General features: G+C 42.7%; 15 protein-coding genes and 1 pseudogene. 4 read left to right on the plus strand and 12 right to left on the minus strand.

Annotated elements, in window-relative coordinates; all coding sequences use genetic code 11:
* Positions 1 to 70 precede the first annotated feature (70 nt).
* From pyk to F8R90_RS12190, 3 genes and pseudogenes are all read right to left on the minus strand, one after another.
* Complete coding sequence (gene pyk / locus F8R90_RS12180; protein WP_196510947.1) at positions 71 to 1,501, minus strand: pyruvate kinase; 1,431 nt, start codon at positions 1,499 to 1,501, stop codon at positions 71 to 73.
* Between the two features lie 416 nt (positions 1,502 to 1,917).
* Positions 1,918 to 2,961, minus strand: coding sequence for a type I glyceraldehyde-3-phosphate dehydrogenase (gene gap, locus F8R90_RS12185; protein WP_196510948.1), 1,044 nt, complete (start codon positions 2,959 to 2,961; stop codon positions 1,918 to 1,920).
* Between the two features lie 255 nt (positions 2,962 to 3,216).
* Positions 3,217 to 3,408: pseudogene (locus tag F8R90_RS12190) on the minus strand (transposase); the annotation flags it as partial.
* Between the two features lie 381 nt (positions 3,409 to 3,789).
* On the opposite strand from F8R90_RS12190, the gene F8R90_RS12195 reads away from it, so the two are divergent.
* A complete protein-coding gene (locus F8R90_RS12195; RefSeq protein ID WP_196510949.1) occupies positions 3,790 to 5,241 on the plus strand; it encodes a hypothetical protein in 1,452 nt (483 codons plus the stop codon).
* 585 nt (positions 5,242 to 5,826) lie between these two features.
* Here the strand turns inward: F8R90_RS12195 and F8R90_RS12200 are convergent.
* From F8R90_RS12200 to F8R90_RS12210, 3 genes are all read right to left on the minus strand, one after another.
* Positions 5,827 to 6,855, minus strand: coding sequence for a DUF2891 domain-containing protein (locus tag F8R90_RS12200; protein WP_196510950.1), 1,029 nt, complete (start codon positions 6,853 to 6,855; stop codon positions 5,827 to 5,829).
* Positions 6,856 to 7,071: 216 nt separating this feature from the next.
* Complete coding sequence (locus tag F8R90_RS12205; RefSeq protein WP_196510951.1) at positions 7,072 to 8,658, minus strand: B12-binding domain-containing radical SAM protein; 1,587 nt, start codon at positions 8,656 to 8,658, stop codon at positions 7,072 to 7,074.
* Between the two features lie 727 nt (positions 8,659 to 9,385).
* Complete coding sequence (locus F8R90_RS12210) at positions 9,386 to 10,369, minus strand: CHAD domain-containing protein (RefSeq protein WP_190893745.1); 984 nt, start codon at positions 10,367 to 10,369, stop codon at positions 9,386 to 9,388.
* A gap of 288 nt (positions 10,370 to 10,657) precedes the next feature.
* Here F8R90_RS12210 and F8R90_RS12215 point away from each other — a divergent pair, with 288 nt between their 5' ends.
* Positions 10,658 to 11,725 (plus strand): DUF3616 domain-containing protein, encoded by a 1,068-nt coding sequence (locus tag F8R90_RS12215; protein WP_196510952.1) that lies wholly within the window; start codon positions 10,658 to 10,660, stop codon positions 11,723 to 11,725.
* Between the two features lies 1 nt (position 11,726).
* Here the strand turns inward: F8R90_RS12215 and F8R90_RS12220 are convergent, their stop codons facing one another.
* Positions 11,727 to 12,131 carry an NIL domain-containing protein gene (locus F8R90_RS12220; RefSeq protein WP_196510953.1) on the minus strand — a complete coding sequence of 135 codons (405 nt, stop codon included), beginning with the start codon at positions 12,129 to 12,131 and terminating at the stop codon, positions 11,727 to 11,729.
* Between the two features lie 600 nt (positions 12,132 to 12,731).
* On the opposite strand from F8R90_RS12220, the gene F8R90_RS12225 reads away from it, so the two are divergent.
* Together F8R90_RS12225 and F8R90_RS12230 are read left to right on the plus strand one after the other, a co-directional pair.
* On the plus strand, positions 12,732 to 15,722 hold the full coding sequence (locus F8R90_RS12225; protein ID WP_196510954.1) for a response regulator: 2,991 nt from the start codon (positions 12,732 to 12,734) through the stop codon (positions 15,720 to 15,722).
* Positions 15,694 to 16,080, plus strand: coding sequence for a response regulator (locus F8R90_RS12230; RefSeq protein WP_196510955.1), 387 nt, complete (start codon positions 15,694 to 15,696; stop codon positions 16,078 to 16,080). Before F8R90_RS12225 ends, F8R90_RS12230 begins: the two co-directional genes overlap by 29 nt.
* A 152-nt stretch (positions 16,081 to 16,232) precedes the next feature.
* Here the strand turns inward: F8R90_RS12230 and F8R90_RS12235 are convergent, their stop codons facing one another.
* From F8R90_RS12235 to F8R90_RS12255, 5 genes are all read right to left on the minus strand, one after another.
* The gene (locus F8R90_RS12235; RefSeq protein ID WP_196510956.1) at positions 16,233 to 16,940 is read right to left on the minus strand and encodes an actin-binding WH2 domain-containing protein; all 708 of its coding nucleotides are present in this window, start codon (positions 16,938 to 16,940) and stop codon (positions 16,233 to 16,235) included.
* A gap of 42 nt (positions 16,941 to 16,982) precedes the next feature.
* The gene (locus F8R90_RS12240) at positions 16,983 to 17,687 is read right to left on the minus strand and encodes an actin-binding WH2 domain-containing protein (protein ID WP_190893751.1); all 705 of its coding nucleotides are present in this window, start codon (positions 17,685 to 17,687) and stop codon (positions 16,983 to 16,985) included.
* Between the two features lie 23 nt (positions 17,688 to 17,710).
* Entirely contained in the window at positions 17,711 to 19,258 is a 1,548-nt protein-coding gene (locus F8R90_RS12245; RefSeq protein WP_196510957.1) for an FAD-binding oxidoreductase, read from the minus strand.
* A gap of 58 nt (positions 19,259 to 19,316) precedes the next feature.
* The gene (locus F8R90_RS12250) at positions 19,317 to 21,110 is read right to left on the minus strand and encodes a pentapeptide repeat-containing protein (RefSeq protein WP_196510958.1); all 1,794 of its coding nucleotides are present in this window, start codon (positions 21,108 to 21,110) and stop codon (positions 19,317 to 19,319) included.
* 75 nt (positions 21,111 to 21,185) lie between these two features.
* A partial coding sequence (locus F8R90_RS12255) for a hypothetical protein (RefSeq protein WP_196510959.1) occupies positions 21,186 to 21,514 on the minus strand: 329 nt, incomplete at its 5' end.

Below are 21,514 nucleotides of genomic sequence, written 5' to 3' on the forward strand. Positions count from 1 at the left end.
TCTGGCAATTTTTCTTAATCATTGCCCAATTTTGCTTACTATCTTGAGCCACAGCCCTATTCTAAGTGCCTTATGCCGAAATTGGCTGTCCAATGGAATGCACTTTGATTAAACTAGTTGTGCCCGATTTACCAATTGGAACACCAGAGGTAATCACTACTTTATCGCCCTTATTCGCTAGGCCCATGACTACAACTGTGTTCACTACATTGGTAAACATCTCTTCGGCATTATGAACTGGTGGGATCAGCAAAGCTTCTACACCCCAAGAAAGGGCTAGTTGGCGATAAGCAGTGATGTCAGAGGTGAGGGCAATAATGGGAGAAGTAGGGCGATATTTAGACACCATTCTCGCCGTACTTCCTGATGAAGTGTTACAGAGAATTGCCCGTGAGCCTGTTTCATAGGCGATGCGACACACGGATTCTGCTACAGATTCGGTGACGCTGAGACTGCCTGCCTCATGACACCAGGCATGTTTGCTACCCTCATCTAGAGCCTGTTCTGTCCGCACGGCGATGTTGTGCATCATCTCGACGGCGGCGATGGGATATTGTCCGACAGCTGTTTCACCAGAAAGCATTACTGCATCCGTACCATCTAAGATGGAGTTGGCAACATCGGTGGCTTCAGCGCGGGTGGGATCAGGGGCGCTAATCATCGACTCTAGCATTTGGGTGGCTGTAATCACCGGCTTGCCAGCACGATTGCAACGGCGAATAATATCTTTTTGAATTAGGGGCACTTCGTGAATTGGTACTTCCACCCCTAAATCGCCACGGGCAATCATAATCGCATCGGCAACCTTAAGAATGGAGTCAAAATTCTCTACTGCTTCTGCTCTTTCGATTTTGGCAATTAAGCGGATGGAAGCACCAGCAGCTTCAATCATGCGCTTGGCGGGTTCTAAGTCTTGTGGCGAGCGCACAAAGGACACCGCTACCCAGTCTACACCCAACTGAATCCCAAAGCGTAGATCCAGCAAGTCTTTTTCGGTGATCGAACTAACAGGTAAAGGCGTTTGTGGTAGGTTTACTCCTTTGTGCGTAGAAATTAGCCCGCCAATTTTTACTTGGGCGCGAATGCGATCAGCATCACGAGCAGTAACAATCAACTTGACGCGGCCATCATTAATCAAAATCGGTTCGCCCGGTCGCACCATTGCGAACAAAGTCGGTAATGGTAAGGGTAGTTCGTCAATACTCTCACCCTTTTCTTGCAAAACAAAGGTGACTTCACTACCAGCTTCTAAATTTAACCCTTCTGGTGGTAACGTTCCCAAGCGAATCTTGGGGCCACACAGGTCTTGCATAATTGCGATCGGCTTTTGCTGCTCAGTACTAATTTGCCTGAGATACTGAGCCGTTTGGGCGTGAAATTCATAGGCTCCGTGGGAAAAATTCAGCCGAGCCACATTCATTCCAGCTACTACTAAAGCTTGCAGCTTTTCGGGTGCAGATGTAGCCGGCCCAACAGTACAAATGATTTTGGTTCGACGCATAGGGATTAGGGGTTGAGGAGTAACTTGCAAATTTGGATGCCTCATACCAATTCGTAATTCGTAATTCGTAATTTGTAATACTCGCCAAAGGCGAGAAGCAAGCTACGTAATTAAGAAACTTCAGATTTTATTTGGGTTGCCCGGTTTAAATCTTTAGCATTCTTTTGAAGAATTGGTATTATGCGATGCCTCACCGATAGCGCAGCGTTAGCGAGTCATCAAGCGTCACAATCCGTTATAGACATCGCCCAAACCATCCAAATTCACATGTGCTTCATATCACGCACTTACTAAATAAAGGTACTAAATTACGTTTTATTTTCGGAGTATTTACCATTTGACCCAGATCCCAAAAATCAAGGGTCAAAAGTCAAAAGTTAATCACCAATGACCAATGACCAATGACTAATGACCAATCAAACCACAGCAGCTGTCGGTGCGAGTTTTTCCTTCTGTGACATAGACAACATCAGGTCAATCACGCGATTCGAGTAGCCCCACTCGTTGTCATACCAGGCAATTACCTTGAAAAAGTTGGAATTCAACTCAATCCCAGCACCTGCATCGAAGATACTGGAATGGGTATCGCCTTGAAAATCTGTGGAAACTACTTCTTCATCTGTGTAACCCAGGATACCCGCTAGCGAACCTGCGGCAGCTTCCTTCATGGCAGCACAGATTTCCTTATAACTGGTGGCTTTGGCAGTTTTGAAAGTTAAATCAACTACAGAGACATCAGGAGTCGGAACTCGTAATGCCATACCAGTCAGCCTACCCTTCAATTCTGGTAAAACCAACGCCACGGCTTTAGCTGCGCCTGTGGACGAGGGAATAATATTCTGGCTTGCACCTCGACCACCCCGCCAGTCTTTCTTGCTGGGGCCGTCTACAGTTGGCTGAGTGGCGGTCATGGCATGAACTGTGGTCATTAACCCTTCGGTCAACCCAAAGTTGTCATTGATGACCTTAGCTATGGGAGCTAGACAGTTTGTAGTGCAGCTAGCATTGGATACAATTATATCCTTGCTGGAGTCAAATAGGTGATGATTTACACCCATTAGTAGGGTAGGAACTTTATCTGGATCTTTGGTGGGAGCGGAAATTACCACTCGCTTTGCACCTGCTTTCAGGTGGTTGGCGGCTCCTTCGTAGTCAGTGAAGAGTCCGGTGGCTTCTACGACATAATCTGCACCTAATTTTCCCCAAGGTAACTCTGCTGGATTTCTCACCGACACACAAGGAATGAAATGTCCGTCAATGAGAATGCCGTCTTCCCTGGCTTCAACCTTTTGCTTTAATTTCCCGTGGGTTGAGTCGTACTTTAATAGGTAAGCGAGGTTATCTGGTGGTACTAGGTCGTTAATTCCCACAAACTCGATGTTGGGGTTATCGATGCCAGCACGAAGCACGAGTCGCCCGATTCGGCCGAAGCCATTGATACCAACTTTCAATTTAGTCAAGATTAAACCTCCCGTTGTGGAAGTTGAACAAAAGGAGAAAGTTAAAAGTCAAAATAGATTGCCTTTTACTCTTTACTCTTTGATCCTGACAGTCTCAGTCAGCTAAGGCATATTTACTTGGCATCTTTTAAGGTTTGGAGATTGGGGATGGGGAAAACCCCTATTTACAAAGTCTGATAGGTTGTGAGATCGCCCAGACTGTTCAAATAATTTGTCCTTGCAACCCACGATTCCTTAGGAGGTAAGTAGAGGGATCTAATTAAAGATAAAACGCTCAACTTCGTAGCCACCCTTTTCACCTCTAGCTTCAATACCAGAAATTACAGCCATCACCACTTCATAATCATCTTCAAAAACTTGGCTTGATAGCTGCTCACGTTTAAGGTGTAACCATTCATCCTCAATCCGATTCATTTGTGGCGAATGTGGCGGAAGAAAGAACAGGAATAAACCTTGTTGTTGCCAACGTTGCCGTCATCAAAGCGACGTTGCCGTTGCCATATTCCCAATGCACTAATGCGTTTGCCTCGTTTTGTTGGTTACAGTCTTATCCGTGGCCATGCCTGCGGCGGCAAGCTACGCAGTATTGAAAGCGGCTCATCAATTTTCTTATCTCTTTAGAGAGATTGTATCAAATGCTTAATTGCTGGTAGTTATTAGTAAACCACAAACTTTGGAAAACGAAGTTTCAAGCGTTTACAATGCAACCCGTTTTGGCACAGTGATGCCTATATCCTTAGCAGCGCCCGCTGCTGAATACAAGTATACTTGCACCCACTCATACTACTGTAAGAGAGTTTCTAGTTTTTTAATTGTTAGGAATACATTATGATTACTAATGTTAATAGTTTAATCGGACAGTTTATTCTCTGTCAAATAGAAAATTATATACCAAAAAATTGGAATACACGACGTAGCGGCTCCTGGTGCTTAGGATTTCATCCAGATTTGCCAGTAATTGAAATTCTTGCATCTGATTCCTCTTCTATAGGATGGTTACTCGGTTATCCAATTGATACAAATGGTCTATTGCTGAATAAAAGCTTACAAATCTCGGTGTCTCCAAAGGATAGCAGCGCAGCTTCTCAACTGGAATCATCACTTTATGCCTTTGGTGGACGTTTCCTAGCCATCTTTCTCACAAGTGATATCTCACGTGTTTATTTAGATCCCTTTGGTTCTCTCTCAACAGTTTTCTGTGCTCAACAGCAGATTGTCGCTTCGTCAACAGCCTTAATTCCATATTCGGAAGATTCTAAAGATAATTATGAATTAATTAATACACTAGATATTCCTAGAAAGGATAACTGGTATCCATTTGGTTTAACCCCAAGGCATTCAGTTGAACGACTATTACCCAATCATTTTTTAGATTTGAAGAATTGGCAATCAACAAGGCATTGGCCTATTGACGAAATAACTATGATTCAAGATGAAGATGTTGAACGTTCTGTATATGAAATTGTATCTATTGTAAAGAATAATATCACAGCACTTGTTCGGAATTACCCGCTTTATATGTCATTAACAGCTGGGAGAGACTCCAGGATGCTCCTAGCATGTGCACGAGAACATCTCAAAAATCTTGAATTTTTTACAATAAGAATACCTGATAAAGGAGGAAGGTTAGATTGCGAAGTTGCCTCTAAAATGGCAAAGAGCTATGGATTAAATCATAGGGTTATAGAATTTGAAGAAGCAACGGAAACAGAACTAAACGAATGGTTGTATAGAACCGGAAATTGTGTTGCAGGGAGGACATGGAGAAATGTTCGGACACTTAAACAGTTAGATCCGCAGCGTGGAATATTAATAGCAATCGGTAGCGGAGTTGGACGTTCTCAAAATTGGAGCGGGTCTGATACAGAATCCACTTTTATTGATTCAAATGAACTCTTACAAAGACTTAAACTCCCAGTTACTGCTTACCTGAAAAAACAAGCAAATCAATGGCTTACTAACTTAGCAATTAATAACTCTTTTACAATATTAGACTTTTTACATATCGAACAGAAATTAGGATGTTGGGCTGGACCCCAACATTATGGTCACATAACAAGTGCTTTCCGGGCTTATCCCTTCTGTCATCGTAAAATTATTGAAATAATGTTAAGTTTACCGCCCGATTATAAGCGTTCTCAAATGCTTGCTAATGACTTAATTAAAAATCTTTATCCTGAGCTACTGATGTTCCCCTTCAATGAACCTATAGGGCTAAAAAGATATTTTTGGATCTTCAAAAAGGTAACTAAATCGTATACCCTCAGTAATGCGGGGTAGGTAGTGATTCTGGTTGCGATGACCAACCAGGGGGATTAAGAGAAGATTTCTCACGAATAATAGAAGTTCAGCCGAGAGGTAGAGTCGAGGGAAATGTTAAGCTGTTGCGCTTTTAAGTTGCACAAATAATAATATTGTTCTTATTTTTTATATCGCTCTTCCATCACTCTAAGCAGAGGCAAATAATAAGTCCTCAGAATATAAGGTGTCTGGAGTAGCGCCTTGCATTCGATTTATAAATGCAATTAGTGGGAGAAATCCAATTGATAAATGTGAAACTGGAAAAACCCTGAGCCTAGGTTTTAGTAAGTTAAAGAATATGAAAGGTTGAAGGACTAGGACTAAATTGTTGAGTAGATTCGTCCAGCCCTGACCAAAGTCCCACCAATCATGCTCTTGGAATTTTGCTACAACTGGATCTGTCAGTTGGTTCAACCCTTGTTCTGGATATTGTTCAAAACTTGAGAGTGAAGATTAACCAAAAGATAAGCACTCATAACTATTTACCACCATTTCTGGATTTGGGAATAGTCGGTAACCCGATTCAGCAGATCATCCTAATTCATTTTTACTTTGTTTAAGTCCCTATTCAACCCAGTTCCTTAAGCCATATATAGCAAAAGTTCCTAGCCAGTGACTAGCTGCATAATGTTCAATTACAACATCTGCTAGTCCATGCCGACGATGATGAACGGCAGCAGAGCGAAGTGTTTCTATGCGGCGATCGCTATTTGCCAATCCAGAAATGATCCCCTCAAGCATCCAAGCACGACTGAGATTAAGACCGTGGAAGTGGGCTTGCATATAATCTTGAGGATTATCTACTCTGACAGGTTCTAACCAATTTGCTGAATTATCAATCGGTATTTGTGGAAGAAAATCGGTCAGCCAGTCAGTGAAAGCTGTTGTTGGGAGAACTCGCCGCATGAGGTCTGCTTCAGCAAGGCCAGGAGAGAGAAAATCGTAGCCCAGCGGCTCGAATTCTAAGGAATAGTTGCGATCGCAAAGATAGAATTGCTTTGCTTTGTTCTCCACTAACTGAGTAAAATCAGCATTTTTGGTAATCCGTGCCCAATCTAGCATCAAACCAAGTGCAAAAGCTGTTTGGCTATGCATCCCTGTGCGATTTGGGAGTTTCAGTCCGTCAATCCAGCGCTGTAAATTATCTGCAATCAAATTTTCTAGCGGTTCCAATATCAGCCGCCATTCTTTCGCTTGAGCATGATTCCACTCGTGAAGTTCCGCAGCCAGTTGCAGAAACCATGCCACACCATAAGGAAATTCAAAAAAGGGTAGCCGTTGAAAATGGGCAATTTCTCCTTGAATCTTCTCAGGTGTTAGGCTCTGCTCAAGTGCTTGCTTTGACGCTACATTGAAGGATGCTTCAGGAAAGTGACGCATAAGACGCACCAACAACCAGTGACCATGTACGGCTGAATGCCAATCTAAGCAGCCATAAAAAGCAGGAGTCAATTCACGCGGTGGTTTTATATCCTCGTCGCTATCAGCCCAATACAGACCACTATGGGGATATTCCCGCCCGATACAATCCAGCACCAATTGAGCAAATTGTGCCGCGATCGTTTCATTAATCTCCAAATTATCGGGTGGCATGGTCACTTATACCAATTCTGTATGAAGATGCACTAAACCATATTAAGGACAAGGACATTGTATCGGGATGCATTGTAAGGGGACGCATTAACAATGCATCTCAATGAAAGTTATAGATCACAAAGACGCGATAAATCGCGTCTCTTGCCTTAACCAAACCGTATTGCAATGCATCCCGACGCATTACCATTGCAAGGTATTGCCAAATTTAATTCGCTACGAATTAACCATCACTTGTGCTTCAGGTTTTACCCTCGCTTCTGCTTCCAGAAATTCAGCCACTTGAGCCTCAATTTCATCTCGAACAATCTGGCGATACTCCAAGAAATGCTCAATTTGGGCACAAACAGCTAAGTAGCTACTCACCCCACCCGGATTATGCTGATACATACTCCACAAGTTGCGCCAGAATTGCCAGCGTGTCTGACGACGTACACCCTGCCGCCAGCAAATGATTAGAAACGCTCGGAGTACTTTCCAATTCAATGGTTTCTTGGCAGCTTTGCCTTTTTTCGGGTAGGTTGCTTCGCCCAAAAGCCGGAAGTGTTTGTATGTACGTTCCAAAAACCGTTCTGGCTCATACAAATCACAAAATGCCTGCACATATTCACGAGCGATGTCTTCTAACGGTCGAGTTGGGACAAAATTCATCAACGTGGTTTGGTTGATATTCGCAGATTTATTGCGGAGTCGTCCTTCCTTTTCTAATCTATGCCAAAGGGCTGTATCTGGAAGCGCTTGCAACATACTAAATAAGGCCGTGGGAATTGCTGTTTGCTCGACAAATTTCACAATTCGTGCGCCGGCTCCCGCCTTTTCGCCATCAAACCCAATGATAAAGCCTGCCATGACTCGCAATCCTGAGCGGGTAATCTTATTCACCGCGTCACTAAGTGAGTCTCGCGTATTCTGGTATTTCTGAGTGAAAGTGAGACTTTCTTCATCGGGGGTTTCAATTCCCAGAAAAACGGCTCCAAAATTACACGCTACCATCAAATCCATCAGTTCTTGATCTTGGGCTAAATCAACTGAAGCTTCTGTGGCAAAGGAAAAGGGATAGTTATGTTCTACCATCCAGGGTAGAAGAGACTTCAGAAATAATTTGACATTCCGCTTATTACCGATGAAGTTGTCATCCACCATGAAAATACTGCGTCGCCAACCCAGTTTGTAGAGATAATCAAGCTCTGCTAAGAGTTGTTCTGGGTTTTTGGTGCGGGGTTTGCGACCATACAGCACAATAATGTCGCAGAATTCACACTGGAAGGGACATCCCCGCGAAAATTGCACCGACATCTCCGCGTAGGCTTCAAACTCTAGCAAGTCAAAGCGAGGAGTTGGAGTATTAGTCACATCTGGTTTTTCACCGCCAGAGCGAAAAATGCCTGTGCGATCGCCCCGGGCGATCGCTTCTACAAATAAGGGTAGGGTAATTTCCCCTTCGTCCAATATCAAGTAATCTGCTCCAGCGGATGTCATTTCATCTGGTAGCGCTGTCGGGAAAGGCCCACCCACAGCAACCCTTTTACCTCTTTGTTTTGCTTCTAATATCTGAGAGAGCAAATCCTCTTTTTGCACAATCATCGCCGACATAATAACCAAATCTGCCCAAGCCCATTCTGCTTCCGTACAGACGCGAACATTTCGGTCTACCAGTTTATACTCCCATTCTTGAGGTAATATCGCGGCTACAGTAACCAAACCTAAAGGCGGTAGCATTGCTTTCCGGTCTAATAAAGCCAGTGTTTTTTCAAAAGACCAAAAACTTTTTGGAAAACGGGGGTATAGAAGTAAAACATTCATATTTGATGCTTATAAACCTTGATTTTAGCTGCTGGTTGAGTTCACATACAACTTAGCCACTCTGATAACACACTTAGAGAAGCCTTTGTATGTAGTAGCTGTAAACTCTACTATGACTGATTTAGACAAAGCAATATTTTTTAAGGGGAATTATTACTGCTTTTAGATTAGAGAGGACTCAAAATTGCTCAAGAGTGCGAAGCCCATAGATTACATGGACAAGGAATGCGGGACGGAAGAATGTTCAACCTATTGGTTGATAGTTTTTAGATATGGTAACGGTTGGTGAAAACCCTAAAGTGAAGCATCGACATTCCTAACGCCATAATTCCCTCTTAACACTAGGGCGTGTCTGTAAACTACAAAATCTATGATTCTGAACTTTTGAAGATTACTTCAGGATTACGTCTTTCTTTTTCTGGAGGATGTTAATTTCTTAAAAATTCTTTACAAAATCGACTTTGCAGACAGCCAGGGGGGTAAAGAGGAGAAAAAACCCCAATTTATCGGGGGGTTGGGGGAATCTTTGAGAGACAAACATGTTAACCGAACCGTATTGGGACGGATATAAACCAGTAGGAGTTCAATATCTGCTCTTTTTCTGGCTTGGCAAATTGGCAACTCTGAGAAAATTAATTGTGTTATGTTCAACACTATACAAGGTGTATTTGCACTTTCAAGCTATTTAGACGGGCTGCAACCCGTCTTTATTTATCGCTAGATCCTTTTAGCCTATTACTCCTGAAAGGGGGTGCAGTATTGTTAAATGAAAGCTATGCTTAGTTTCAGCTTTCAGATAGCGTTCTTGCAAGGGTTGCCACTCCTGCCATGACTGGTAGCGATTTTCAGTTAACAAAGTAGCAAGGGTAGGCAGTTCAGTCTGAATTTCTGACTTGAAGACATCTGTAAGCCAGTCAGTTAAGACCGCACTATCTTGCATCGTACCCAAAATTTCTTGGATACTTTTTACTTCTGTAAGATAAGCTGCGTAAGACTCGCCATATAACTCAGTAAATAACTCCATCTGGTAGCGTATACGTTTAGCTTCCTTCCGCAAACTGTGAAGAATTTCACCTTCTGTTGTTAATTGTTTTTCTATCTTTTCTGGTTCCCAATTTTTATGGATTTTCACTTCTGATTCTACAAATTGAGTGCCAACTAGCCAACCCGGATGCAGTAAAAAGTTACTCACTTCTGGTAAAAGTAAATCTGGTAGTACCTGCTGAATAGTAAAAGATGCCAAAGGTTGATAATTAGGTTTTTCTAACCACTTGTCTAATGCATCTTTTAAAGACTTATAAGACTCATCTTTTAACGTTTTCTGCACACTCGATAGTACATCTTCGCGTTGTTTAGCTAAAGCTTTGAAAGCTGTTTGCAAAGATTCTTGTTCTTTGCGGGGTAAGTTTGGTTTGTAATTGTTTTCCAAACTTTCTTTGAGTACGTCTAAATCTCGGAGACTACCAAGACGACGGGCTATTTTACCAATATTTTTATCGCTAATTGGTTTCGGCACATCCACCGCTACCCCAAACCGAGTTACCGCTGTGCGTAAGCGACGCATTCCCACTCGCATTTGGTGTAGCGCTTCTGGGTCTTCATCTTTCTTCACTGATTTTTCCCACTTCAAGGTTTTCTTAAAGTGTTTCTCAATCGCTTGGTAGGCGTAGTCCCCTAGAGTTTTGACTGTGGGTTGTGTGGCTAATTTCATAATTGATCTTAAATGACGATTACCTCATGAGGTTATTGCATAATAACATTAGTTAAAAATTTGCATCTGCTTTTGATATTTTTTATTCAATGAGAATTATAAAGTATGCTTATGCTCTTTAAGACTTGCATCCTCTTTTAGCAACATATAATATCTATCAAAAGGATAAGAGCAGATTCTGCCTTGATATTTGATATCATTTGTAGATTTTAAATATTTTTGTTAGAGCCTGGAGTTTACATTATAATAGCATAATTAACATTTTTATAACTATTAAGATGATTTAGAATGCCAAGCTTACATTTGCTCAATCAAGTTATTTTGACTTTTGTAGATAATTTTAAAGAACATAGAGAAGACTTATCGGCTGTGCTGCTAACACACCAGAAGTATTTATGGTTGGGGTCAGATGAAACCTCAACTATTGAACGTCTTTCTTTGGTTGATACTGATAAATTTACAGGTCATCAACAATTTAGGGTAGCTGAATTTATCAATTTACCTGCGCCAGAAGACCAAGAAATTGACATAGAAGGACTTGCTTATACAGATAATTACTTATGGTTTGTTGGTTCTCATAGTTACAAACGCAAAAAAGCTAAACCTGATAAAACTGATGCACAAAACTTTAAAAGACTAGCAAAAATTGAATCAGAACCCAACCGTTACCTCTTAGGACGAATTCCTTTGATAGAAGGTAAGCTATTCTCATCTTGCCCACACCCCCAAAATCCAGATGTGCAGTTGAATGCCGCTAAACTAGAGGTGACAAATGAGGGTAATTTACTGATGACAGCTTTAGCGGATGACCCCCATTTAGGCTTGTTCCTTAAGGCAGCAATTGCGGGGAAAGATAACGGCTTTGATATTGAAGGAATAGGCATTTATCAAAACCGGATTTTTTTGGGTTTGCGTGGCCCTGTATTGCGGGGCTGGGCTGTAGTGCTGGAAATTGAGTTAGAAGATTCTAGCCCTGGAATTCTGAAACTGCGGCAAATTGGAGAAGCAAAAGAGTTATATAAAAAGCATTTTATCTGGTTGAATGGTTTGGGAATTCGGGATTTGTATGTAGATAGACAAGATTTGTTGATTTTAGCTGGGCCAACGATGGATTTAGATGGGCCCGTGCAAGTTTATCGCTGGATAAATGGCGTTAACTTGCGAGAAAATGTCTTCAGCAATCCAGATTTTGTGCAAGATATTCCCTATGGAAATCGGGAAGACCACGCTGAAGGAATGACACTGTTTCAGGATGTAAATGGCATACCTTCGCTATTAGTAGTTTATGATTCTCCAGCAAAAACTAGGTTGGTGGGTGATGCTGGTGTAATAGCAGATGTGTTTGAACTGGGATAATTTAAAGGTTAGTGGAGATTGCTTGTACAGGACAGGTGGGGATACACTGTTCGCAGACGATACAACGCGATCGCGTGAACATCAACTTGTACGTATCTGGGTGGAGGGTGAGGGCTTCGGTAGGACAAACCCCAGTACACAAGCCACAGTGGACACAAACATCCTCATCGATCGCAATTTCGCCTAAAGTATAAGAAACGTTAACATGACGCGATCGCATCCACTCGATCGCCGCATCTAATTGATCGATATCTCCCGATAGTTCCACTACTAGTTTGCCAATTTGATTTGGGGCAACTTGGGCGCGAATAATATTGGCGGCGACGTTGAACTCTTTAGCCAGTACGTAAGTGACTGGCATTTGTACGGCGCGTCTCGGAAAGGTAAGCGTTACTCGTTTTTTCACAGATTTAGCAGAGGGTTTTTTCTGTTGTAGCGTATTGAGAGTTTTATAACTCTAAAGATCATTATTCAGGTAGAGGATGCAATGGAGTGTTCTGTCCCTGCCCTTTATCTCAAGATACATAGCTTATACCATTACCATCTTTGTAACAAATAAATTAGATGTACGTTCTTACTAGAGAAGATATTTCGTGAACGTGAAATAGTATTACACTAGTAAACTATGGCGAAAGTTTGCTTACCTTTAACCAGTTGCTTAAGCACCTTGTCTGGTTAATTTAGATGGTAGGTAGATTAACGTCGTGCTGTACTAAGAGAACCTGGAAGTAAGGTATAGCGGTTCCCACTCAGATGCGGTACAACATTATATCGCCAGGTGTAGGGGCACGGCAGTGCCGTGCCCCTATGGCTTCTAAGCAGGCAGCTATAAAAATCTAATCAAAAATTTATCAATATTGATATTATTGATATTGATTAATGAGTATAAACCCAAAATATAAACCTTTTAGAAGATGCTTTCAAATTTAGCATAAATATTAATTTATTTTGCAATTTCAGCTTATTGCTTGTTATCTGTTGCATCCATATTCGGAAAGCTTTTAACATGAAAATTTTAGTTGTAGAAGATGACGAGTTAAATGCCTATGCACTCACCGCCGTTTTGACTAACCAAAACTATGCGGTTGAAGTTGCCACTGATGGTGAGGCGGCTTGGGATTTTATTCAAACTTACGATTATGATTTAATCCTCTTAGATGTAGTATTGCCCAAGCTGGATGGCATTAGTCTTTGTCATAAAATCCGGTCTAGTGGTCTGCAAATGCCAATATTGTTATTGACAGGGCGTGATAGTAGTCATGAGAAAGCGATCGGATTAGATGCAGGCGCAGATGACTATGTAGTTAAACCCTTTGATCAAGAGGAGTTAATTGCTCGGATTAGAGCGCTGTTACGTCGCAAAGGTGTAACCTCGCAACCTGTGCTGGAGTATGGTAAGTTGCGGCTAGACCCTAGTAGCTGTGAAGTGAATTATGCTGGCAATCTGTTGCCACTTACCCCAAAAGAGTTTGCTCTGTTAGAACTATTCTTACGAAATAGTCGCCGCGTGTTTAGCTGCGACATGATTTTAGAACATCTTTGGTCTTATGAAGATACTCCACAAGAAGAAGCTGTTCGCACTCATATTAAAGGGTTACGACACAAACTCAAAGCTGTAGGAGCGCCCAGTGATTTGGTTGAAACAGTTTATGGTATCGGCTATCGTTTGAAAACGCTTGAAGAAGGGGAGCAGAGTGGCAGGGGAACAGAGGAGCAGGAGAGCAGAAGGGAATTAGCTCATGCAAAGTCCCCAGTCCTAAATCTCAAATCACAGCAGCAAGCGCTAATGGCAGTTGCGGAAATTTGGCAACGATTTCAAGGGCGAGTAGACGAGCAGGTAAGAGTGCTAGAGCAAGCGATCGCAGCTTTAAATCAAAATAGTTTAAATCCCGAATTGCGATCGCTTGCAGCCAAAGAGGCGCATACTTTGGCAGGATCTTTAGGTACTTTTGGCTTGCCTCTTGGCTCAAAATTGGCACGCAATATTGAACTGCTACTGAGTTTTGATCAAACCTTGAGTAAATCTGAGATCAGCAACCTCGAAAGTTGGGTAAAGTTATTGCGTCGGGAAATTCACGGAAACGACGTAGCGGCAATATCTGCATCACCAACCCCACAGGTATTAAAAACAGTGACGCAACCGCTGCAAAATCAGCCCCATGCAGAAACTAAAATATTGGTTGTGGATGATGATCCGCAAATTCAGGCATTGTTGCAAACCTTACTTAGTCCTTGGGGACTTAAAGCGATCGCTCTTGAAGATCCACTTCAGTTCTGGGGAACTTTAGAAGCAGTTGCGCCAGATATGCTGATTCTGGATGTGGAATTACCCTATACAAATGGTATAGAACTTTGCCGATTGGTACGCAACGATCCGCACTGGAGTGAGTTACCCATCTTATTCCTCACTGTGCATAGCGATGCCGAGATGGTAAATCAGGTGTTTAGCATTGGTGCTGATGACTTTGTAAGCAAGCCAATTGTGGGGCCAGAATTAGTTACCCGGATTGTCAATCGCTTAGAACGGTTAAAATTGCGGCAACGCGTGGCGCAGGTGGGCAGGAGAACAAAGAGAGAAACTTCTCCCTCATCCCTTAATGACCAAGCCATCAACGAACTGGAATTGAGAGTAGCAGAGCGCACCGCCGAGTTAATTACCGTGAATCAACAGTTGCAGTCACAACTTGATGAACGTCAGCGGACACAGGAAGAATTACGCTTCTCTCAAGCCCGATTTGCCCGGATTTTAGATATTGCTGATGATGCAATTATTTCCATCAACGGGTTCCAACGCATCACTTTGTTTAATCAAGGAGCAGAGAAGATTTTCGGCTACTCTGCCCAGGAAGTGATTGGCCAAGGTCTTGATTTACTCTTACCGCAGCGCTTTTTTCAAGCGCATCGTCAACATGTGGTTGACTTTGGCCAATCTCCCAATATTGCCCGCAGGATGGGAGAACGACGGGAAATCTATGGTCGCCGCAAGGATGGGACTGAATTTCCAGCGGAGGCTTCCATCTCTAAAATCGATATGGGTAAGGAGATATTTTATACAGTTATCTTGCGAGATGTCACAGAGCGCAAGCAAATCGAACGCATGAAAGATGAGTTTGTCTCTGTTGTTAGTCATGAACTCCGCACCCCTTTAACTTCGATTTACGGGTCTCTAGGAATGCTAGCCAGTGGTTTACTACCGACAGACTCAGACCAGGGAAAACGCCTGCTGCAAATTGCTACTGATAGCACCGAACGCCTAGTACGCTTAATCAACGACATTCTAGACATTGAGCGGATCGAGTCAGGTAAAGCGAAGATGGAGCCAGAAATCTGCGATATCGTTGATCTGATCACTCAAGCAGTAAACGTCATGCAGCCTCTGGCCGACAAAGCCGGAGTGACGCTATCCATTTCTGCCCTATCCGGTCAAGTATTGGCAGATTGCGATCGCATTGTCCAAACCTTGACCAATCTACTGAGTAACGCCATTAAATTTTCGTCTGCTGGTTCTACGGTTTGGTTGGGGGCGCAACAACAAGGTGATGAAGTGGTGTTGACAGTCAAAGATACTGGACGCGGTATCCCAACTGACAAACTTGAGAGTATCTTTGAGCGCTTTCAACAAGTTGACTCCTCAGATTCACGCAACCATGATGGTACTGGTTTAGGTTTAGCAATTTGTAAGAGCATTATGCAACAGCACGGCGGGCGCATTTGGGCTGAAAGTGTATTGGGTGAAGGTAGCACTTTTTACGTCACTCTACCGTTGTTTGGCACTGTCCAAAATCCTGATTTAGAAGACTCTTCCAATGTTCCTGTAATTTATAGTCGTTACGAGCAAAGCACAAATAGCCAACTAAGTCCAGAACCAGAATTTTTGACCAAAGGGCGTGTGACTACCGAAGAATTTGAACAACGCGTGATGGAGTTACTTCAGCGAATTACCCTGAACCAACAAAAGGATAGCAGTGATGACAACAAAGCAAATTCTAGTGGTTGATAACGAGCAGTATATTCAAGAAGTTGCCAAGATTTGCTTGGAAACAGTTGCAGGCTGGAAAGTTGAGACAGCGAGTTCTGGTAAAGAAGGCATAATAAAAGCCGAGACTTACCAACCAGATGCGATTTTACTAGATGTGATGATGCCAGAGATGGATGGTATCGCTACCTTTGAAAAGTTACAAGCCAATCCGTTAACTAAAGCAATACCGGTAATTTTGTTAACTGCCAAAATTCAGGCTTCCGATCGCCGTCGCTATACCCAGATGGGAATGATCAGTGCGATCGCTAAACCATTCAATCCTCTAGAATTAGCTAATGAAGTAGCCGTAGCGTTGGGCTGGAGTCTAGAAAATTAGAGGATCGCATCTGTGCGCCCCTACTCTATGGTTTTCAAACCTCGTTTCCAGCCAAAGGCTGGAAATGCTTCTCAATGCGGCTCTGCCGCGAGTAAGAGAGGCGGGAGCCTCAATGAAGCGCATTCCCAGTCAGAGAATGGGAACAAGACTAATTAACGCAAACCTAAAATTTCAGAAATCGCCGCTACAATATCCAAATAGAAGTTGCCTTTCACTGCCCGAAATAATTCAAATTTAGAGTCAGGGGCACCAAAAAACGGTCTGAGAAACCATCCTAACTGCATCCCAACAAAGGCATAAAGCAATAACCAGGATCTTAAAATAGTCGTGCGGGTTTTTTTGCCAACTTCATCTTGTTGAGAAAGCAATTGCATCCCTTCATACAGGAATTTAACGCCAAAGATGCCTGTAATGCCAAAAATTAACACATTTAACAGTTTAAAAAATTGATAAGAATCGGGTGTAGTGATTAGAAAAAATAACGTCACTGGTGCCAAGCTAAATAAAAGCACACTAATCACCGATACAGATGTGAGCAACACAACGAAATGCTGTTGAATACTGCTTCGAGAACCAAACAAAACATTAAAAAAGAACAAAGTGGGAAAACAAATAATCAGTGTTAATAAATAAAATGCTGGAAGTTTAATAGCACCAGATAAAGCCTGTGCCCAACTGTTAGAGGCACCGATAATTGCGCCATAAATGGCAAAGAAAATCGAACTAGTTACGAACAGAGAACTGATTTTATTTTGTAATCTTATTCCCAGACGAATCTCTTCTAAGAATGATTGGCGATCGCGCAGTAAATTAACTAAAACATCAAAATGTTGAATTCCGCGATTTTGCTTTTTCAGCATAATTTTATATTTTGTATATTTTGGGTAATTAATAATGACTAATTAACGAAATCCAAAGAGATAGCTAAGAGATTTAATGACGCTTAAATAGAAATTACCTTCTCTTTCGCGGAATAGCTCAAAGACAGAACCAGGTGTGCCGAAAAACGGTCTGAGAGTCCATCCTAACTGACTGCCTACAAATGCATAAAGAAATAGCCAAAATTGCAAAATTTTCTGGCGTGTCTTGCTACCTTCATCATCTTGTTCTAAAACTAAACTCGTGGCTTGATATAAAGACGAAACTCCAATAAATCCAGTTATGGCAAAGATAAAGACATTTAACAGAATTAAAAATTGGTAATTGTTGGTGGTAATTAAGAAAAACAGTGTGATTGGAGCAAAGCTAAATAAAAGTACACTGGTGACTGAAACCGCAGTTAATACTAATGCTAAATGCTGTGCAAAAGTCCGTTTGGAACCAAAAATAATATTCGCAAAGAACAACGTCGGGATACAAATCAAAAGTGTAATTAAATAAAGGGCTGGGAGTTTAATGGCAGAAGATAAAGCTTGCATCCAGCTATGGTATGCACCAATTATTCCGCCATAAGCAGCGATAAATAAGGAACTGCAAACCAGCAGCGAAATGATTTTATTTGGTAATCTTGTACCTTGGCGAATTTCCTCTAGAAATCCTTGGCGATCGCGCAGGAATCCAATCAACACTGCAAAGTATTTGATTCCTAATGATTTCCGTTCAATCATGTTATCCTCACACCGATAAAATTCTAAGTTTCATCTGAGTAATCACCGCCAGAACCATACTTCCAGGCATCAATCAACCGATGCCAATAATATTGTTGTTCTTTTGGTTGATTCTTAATCCATGTTTCTAGCATTGGACTTAGCGAAAGCAAGGCAGTATATACACCTAAATTACTGTAATGCACCATCCAATCTAACAAACTTGCTAAACCTACTTGTGGAATGATCTTTGCAACTATTCCAGGATGAGATAAACCAGTTTTTAACAGTGTTTGCGTTAGTGCCGAAAACTGCACTATATCTTGTAAAAATGGTTTTAGCACTGGTGTACCCAACTGTTGCATTTCCTGAAATACTGCCGAGAGTAATTGGTTAATTTGATCTGGGGCAATTTTCTGATTTATACCAACACTCATCGCCCTTTGAAATAACCAGGTAACAGTCAAACTTGGCTGATAGGGTTGCAGCAGTGCTAAAGCTTTTGCAGATAATTGTTCTGTTTCCAGCGCTTCGGAAATGCCATAAGTTAAACGCTTCAGGTGACGCACCATTGCCCCAAAACCACCAAAACTCAAGGGAGATTGACTACCACTGCTATCTCCGGCTGGTAAAATGCGATTCCACGGGGTTTTTAGCGGACTTTGGCGATAGGTGGGAAAGAAACCAAATAGTGCTCGTTGAAATTTGAGTTTGCTCAATTCCACTCCCTGATATTCTGGTAAAAGTTGCAGATATTCCTCAAATAGAGCTTCTAAACTCAAGCGTTGGGGATGTGCATCCATGTAAGTAAACAAGTAAGTGGTTCTGCCATCCCTGGCTGGGAAAGCTTCCCAGAAGTACTGACATTGATTCTGCAAAGATGTAAATGATAATAACAAGTCGCCTGAGTTGTTTTCCGCAAAACCTTGGGCACAACTTCCCACAACTAAGCACAGTGCGTCTGGTTTTCTGCCTTGGCGTGCTTGTTGGGTGATGGGTGAAAGATGCCCCATCGCATCGATTAACAACCGAGTTTTGAATTGGTTATTTACCATCACCCCATCTGAATGAACCACCGCTTCGGTAAAGGGTGTGTTTTCTAACAACTTTCCACCTGCGCCGAGAAATCGGGTTTTCAAGGTAGCTAGTAGATAAACTGGATCTACGCCAATATTCAAAACATCCTCTACCCAAACTTCTGTACCGCCAGCAAAACTAACTCGCGCTGGGTTATATTGAGTTGCGATCGCACTTGCTAATTCTTCCTCAGTCAGCAAGTTCAATTCCACAAACACATCTAATTCTTTGCGAGAAATATTCCACTCTTGTTCCCTCCCCCGCAAAATACCCCGTTCCATCAACGCCACCCTCAGTCCCTTCACCGCTAAGGCGCAACCAATTAAAATGCCCAAGGTGCCACCGCAGATAAGCACATCGAAGTCTACAACACCCAAAGGCTGTTGACTTTCTTTAACTAACGTTGGTACTGGTGCAGAGTTTTCTCGCAGAGATGTGAGGATGCGATCGCCTTGGCGTAATCCTCCTAAAACATCACCGGGTAATTGGGACAGAATTTCTTCAGTTAAAGACATAGCGTTTAATTCCAGCAGAGTTACTAGTATTGATCGTATCTTTGCTGGAACAACGCCCTTATCCCAAACCGAATAGTTTTGCGATCGCAGGCAATAATTTATTACCCGCTTCTACCAGAGAAGCAACAGCAGGTAAGCCTGTAAATATCCCTTTCAACATAGTGATTGCTGTTTTTGCCGTCTTCTGCTTGGTGGATTCTTGAGGATTTTTACCCGCTTCTGCCAAACTGTTCACCTGTTCTAGCGCTTCGGTTTTCTCTTCTTCTGACAAATATGTGGATTGTATAATTGCATCTTGCAACTGCGACAATAATTCTTTGATTCCTGGTTTCTCGGCATCGGTTGCATCAGGTAACTGATTGAGGGCAATACTCACGTTACCGCTGATGGTTCCTAGATTAGCAATAGAATTATTGCCAGCGATACCGCTAACATTACTGCTACCTTGAATGTTGATGCCACTGATATCAGACATGTTGGTATTTCCTTGAGTATAAAATTTCGGCTGCTTGAGAGCAGTATCTACCATATTTTCTAAACTAATAATGCGCTTATCTTTTTCTAACAGCACTGATTGCTGACTCTGCGATAAAGCTTTGAGTTGATTATAATCATCAAAATATTCTGCACTTAGTTGAGATTTATCGCTACCTGCGGCGGTTTTGGCTCTGAGCAAGATTTTATCATCGCCGCGTTTCTCCATTGCCACGATTTCTAACTCGGCTTCTGGATGATTTTCGGCAAGGTTTTTGAAGGCGATCGCCACAGCGCGGGGGTCAACGCCTTGATTGTGGTAAAGATCGAGGGTATCAAAAATTGGCTGAATAAATTTGGCAAAGTCACCGTCTGCAAATACCTCTTGATTATTATCAGGTTTGCGGAGGGGGTCAGGATCTTTGTTTGTGGCTAAGCGCATGAAAACTTCCTCACACCTCACCCCATGCAATTTAGTTGTATTTGTAATGCCCCAATTTTCGATGCACGCACGTGTGAGAGTTGCACCTGTTAAATCTGTACCGTCTAGTTGCGTTTGCTTCAGCTTTGCTCTTGACAAATCGGCATCTTGCAAATTGGCTTCACTGAGGTCAGCGCCTATAAAGCTGGCATCTGCTAGGTTAACTTTTTGTAAGTTGATACCTCGCAGGTTTTGACGGTCAAAGTTTTTGTCATGTCCCTGTCCTGTAACTAGCAGTTGACGTACTTGTGAGTTTTGAAGATAAGTTAAACCAGGACGAACACGGTCAAGCATTTTGACTTGATGCCAACAGCTACAGATAAGGATAGTGTTGCGGAAATCTGTACTTTTGAGCGTAGCTTGGGTGAAATTAGCACTGGTTAAGTTAGCGCCACGAAAGCTTGTACCTCCTGTTGCAGCAAAGGCGATCGCGAGATTACGAACCTTGGGGTGCTGTTGATCTTCCTTCATGGCTTGCCAGCTGATATAGATACTAAATAACGCTGCGATTACAGCTATGGCTCCGGCTACGGCTTCGGCTCCGGCTTTGACTACGACGAAGTTTCCAACCAGAACTCCAACTCCTACTCCGGCTATGGCGAAGGCTCCTACTCCAGTGAAGACTCCGGCGAAGGTTCCAGCTACGACTACGGCTCTGGCTACGGCAAAGTCTCCGAATTGTATTCCCGCTGGGGCAAGTATCAATGCTCTAACTACGTTTTCGGCTCCTGCTGCTCCTAGTATGGCAAAGGCTACGGCGAAGGTTGCACCTGTTAAATTAGCACCGTTAAAGTTTGCCCCTTGGATGTGGGCATCGCTAAAGTTTGCACCCACAAGGTCTTGTCTACCTTTGAAGTTGCGTCCTCGAAGATTTTGACCGGAGAAGTCTAAAGCCATGTTCCACCTTACAGAGGTGAGCAAATTTTACTACACGCTTACCCCTGTAAATTCAGGAATGGTTAGATATATTTGTTAGTTGAGCCTCAGAAGGTCAAAGTTGAGCCTCAGAAGGTCAAAGTTGAGCCTCAGAAGGTCAACGTCGAGCCTCAGAAGGTCAACGTCGAGCCTCAGAAGGTCAACGTCGAGCCTCAGAAGGTCAACGTCGAGCCTCAGAAGGTCAACGTCGAGCCTCAGAAGGTCAACGTCGAGCCTCAGAAGGTCAAAGTTGAGCCTCAGAAGGTCAAAGTTGAGCCTCAGAAGGTCAACGTCGAGCCTCAGAAGGTCAACGTCGAGCCTCAGAAGGTCAACGTCGAGCCTCAGAAGGTCAACGTCGAGCCTCAGAAGGTCAACGTCGAGCCTCA

Origin of the sequence: Nostoc sp. NZL, from assembly GCF_015714705.1 — a bacterium.
Lineage (GTDB): Bacteria > Cyanobacteriota > Cyanobacteriia > Cyanobacteriales > Nostocaceae > Nostoc > Nostoc foliaceum_A.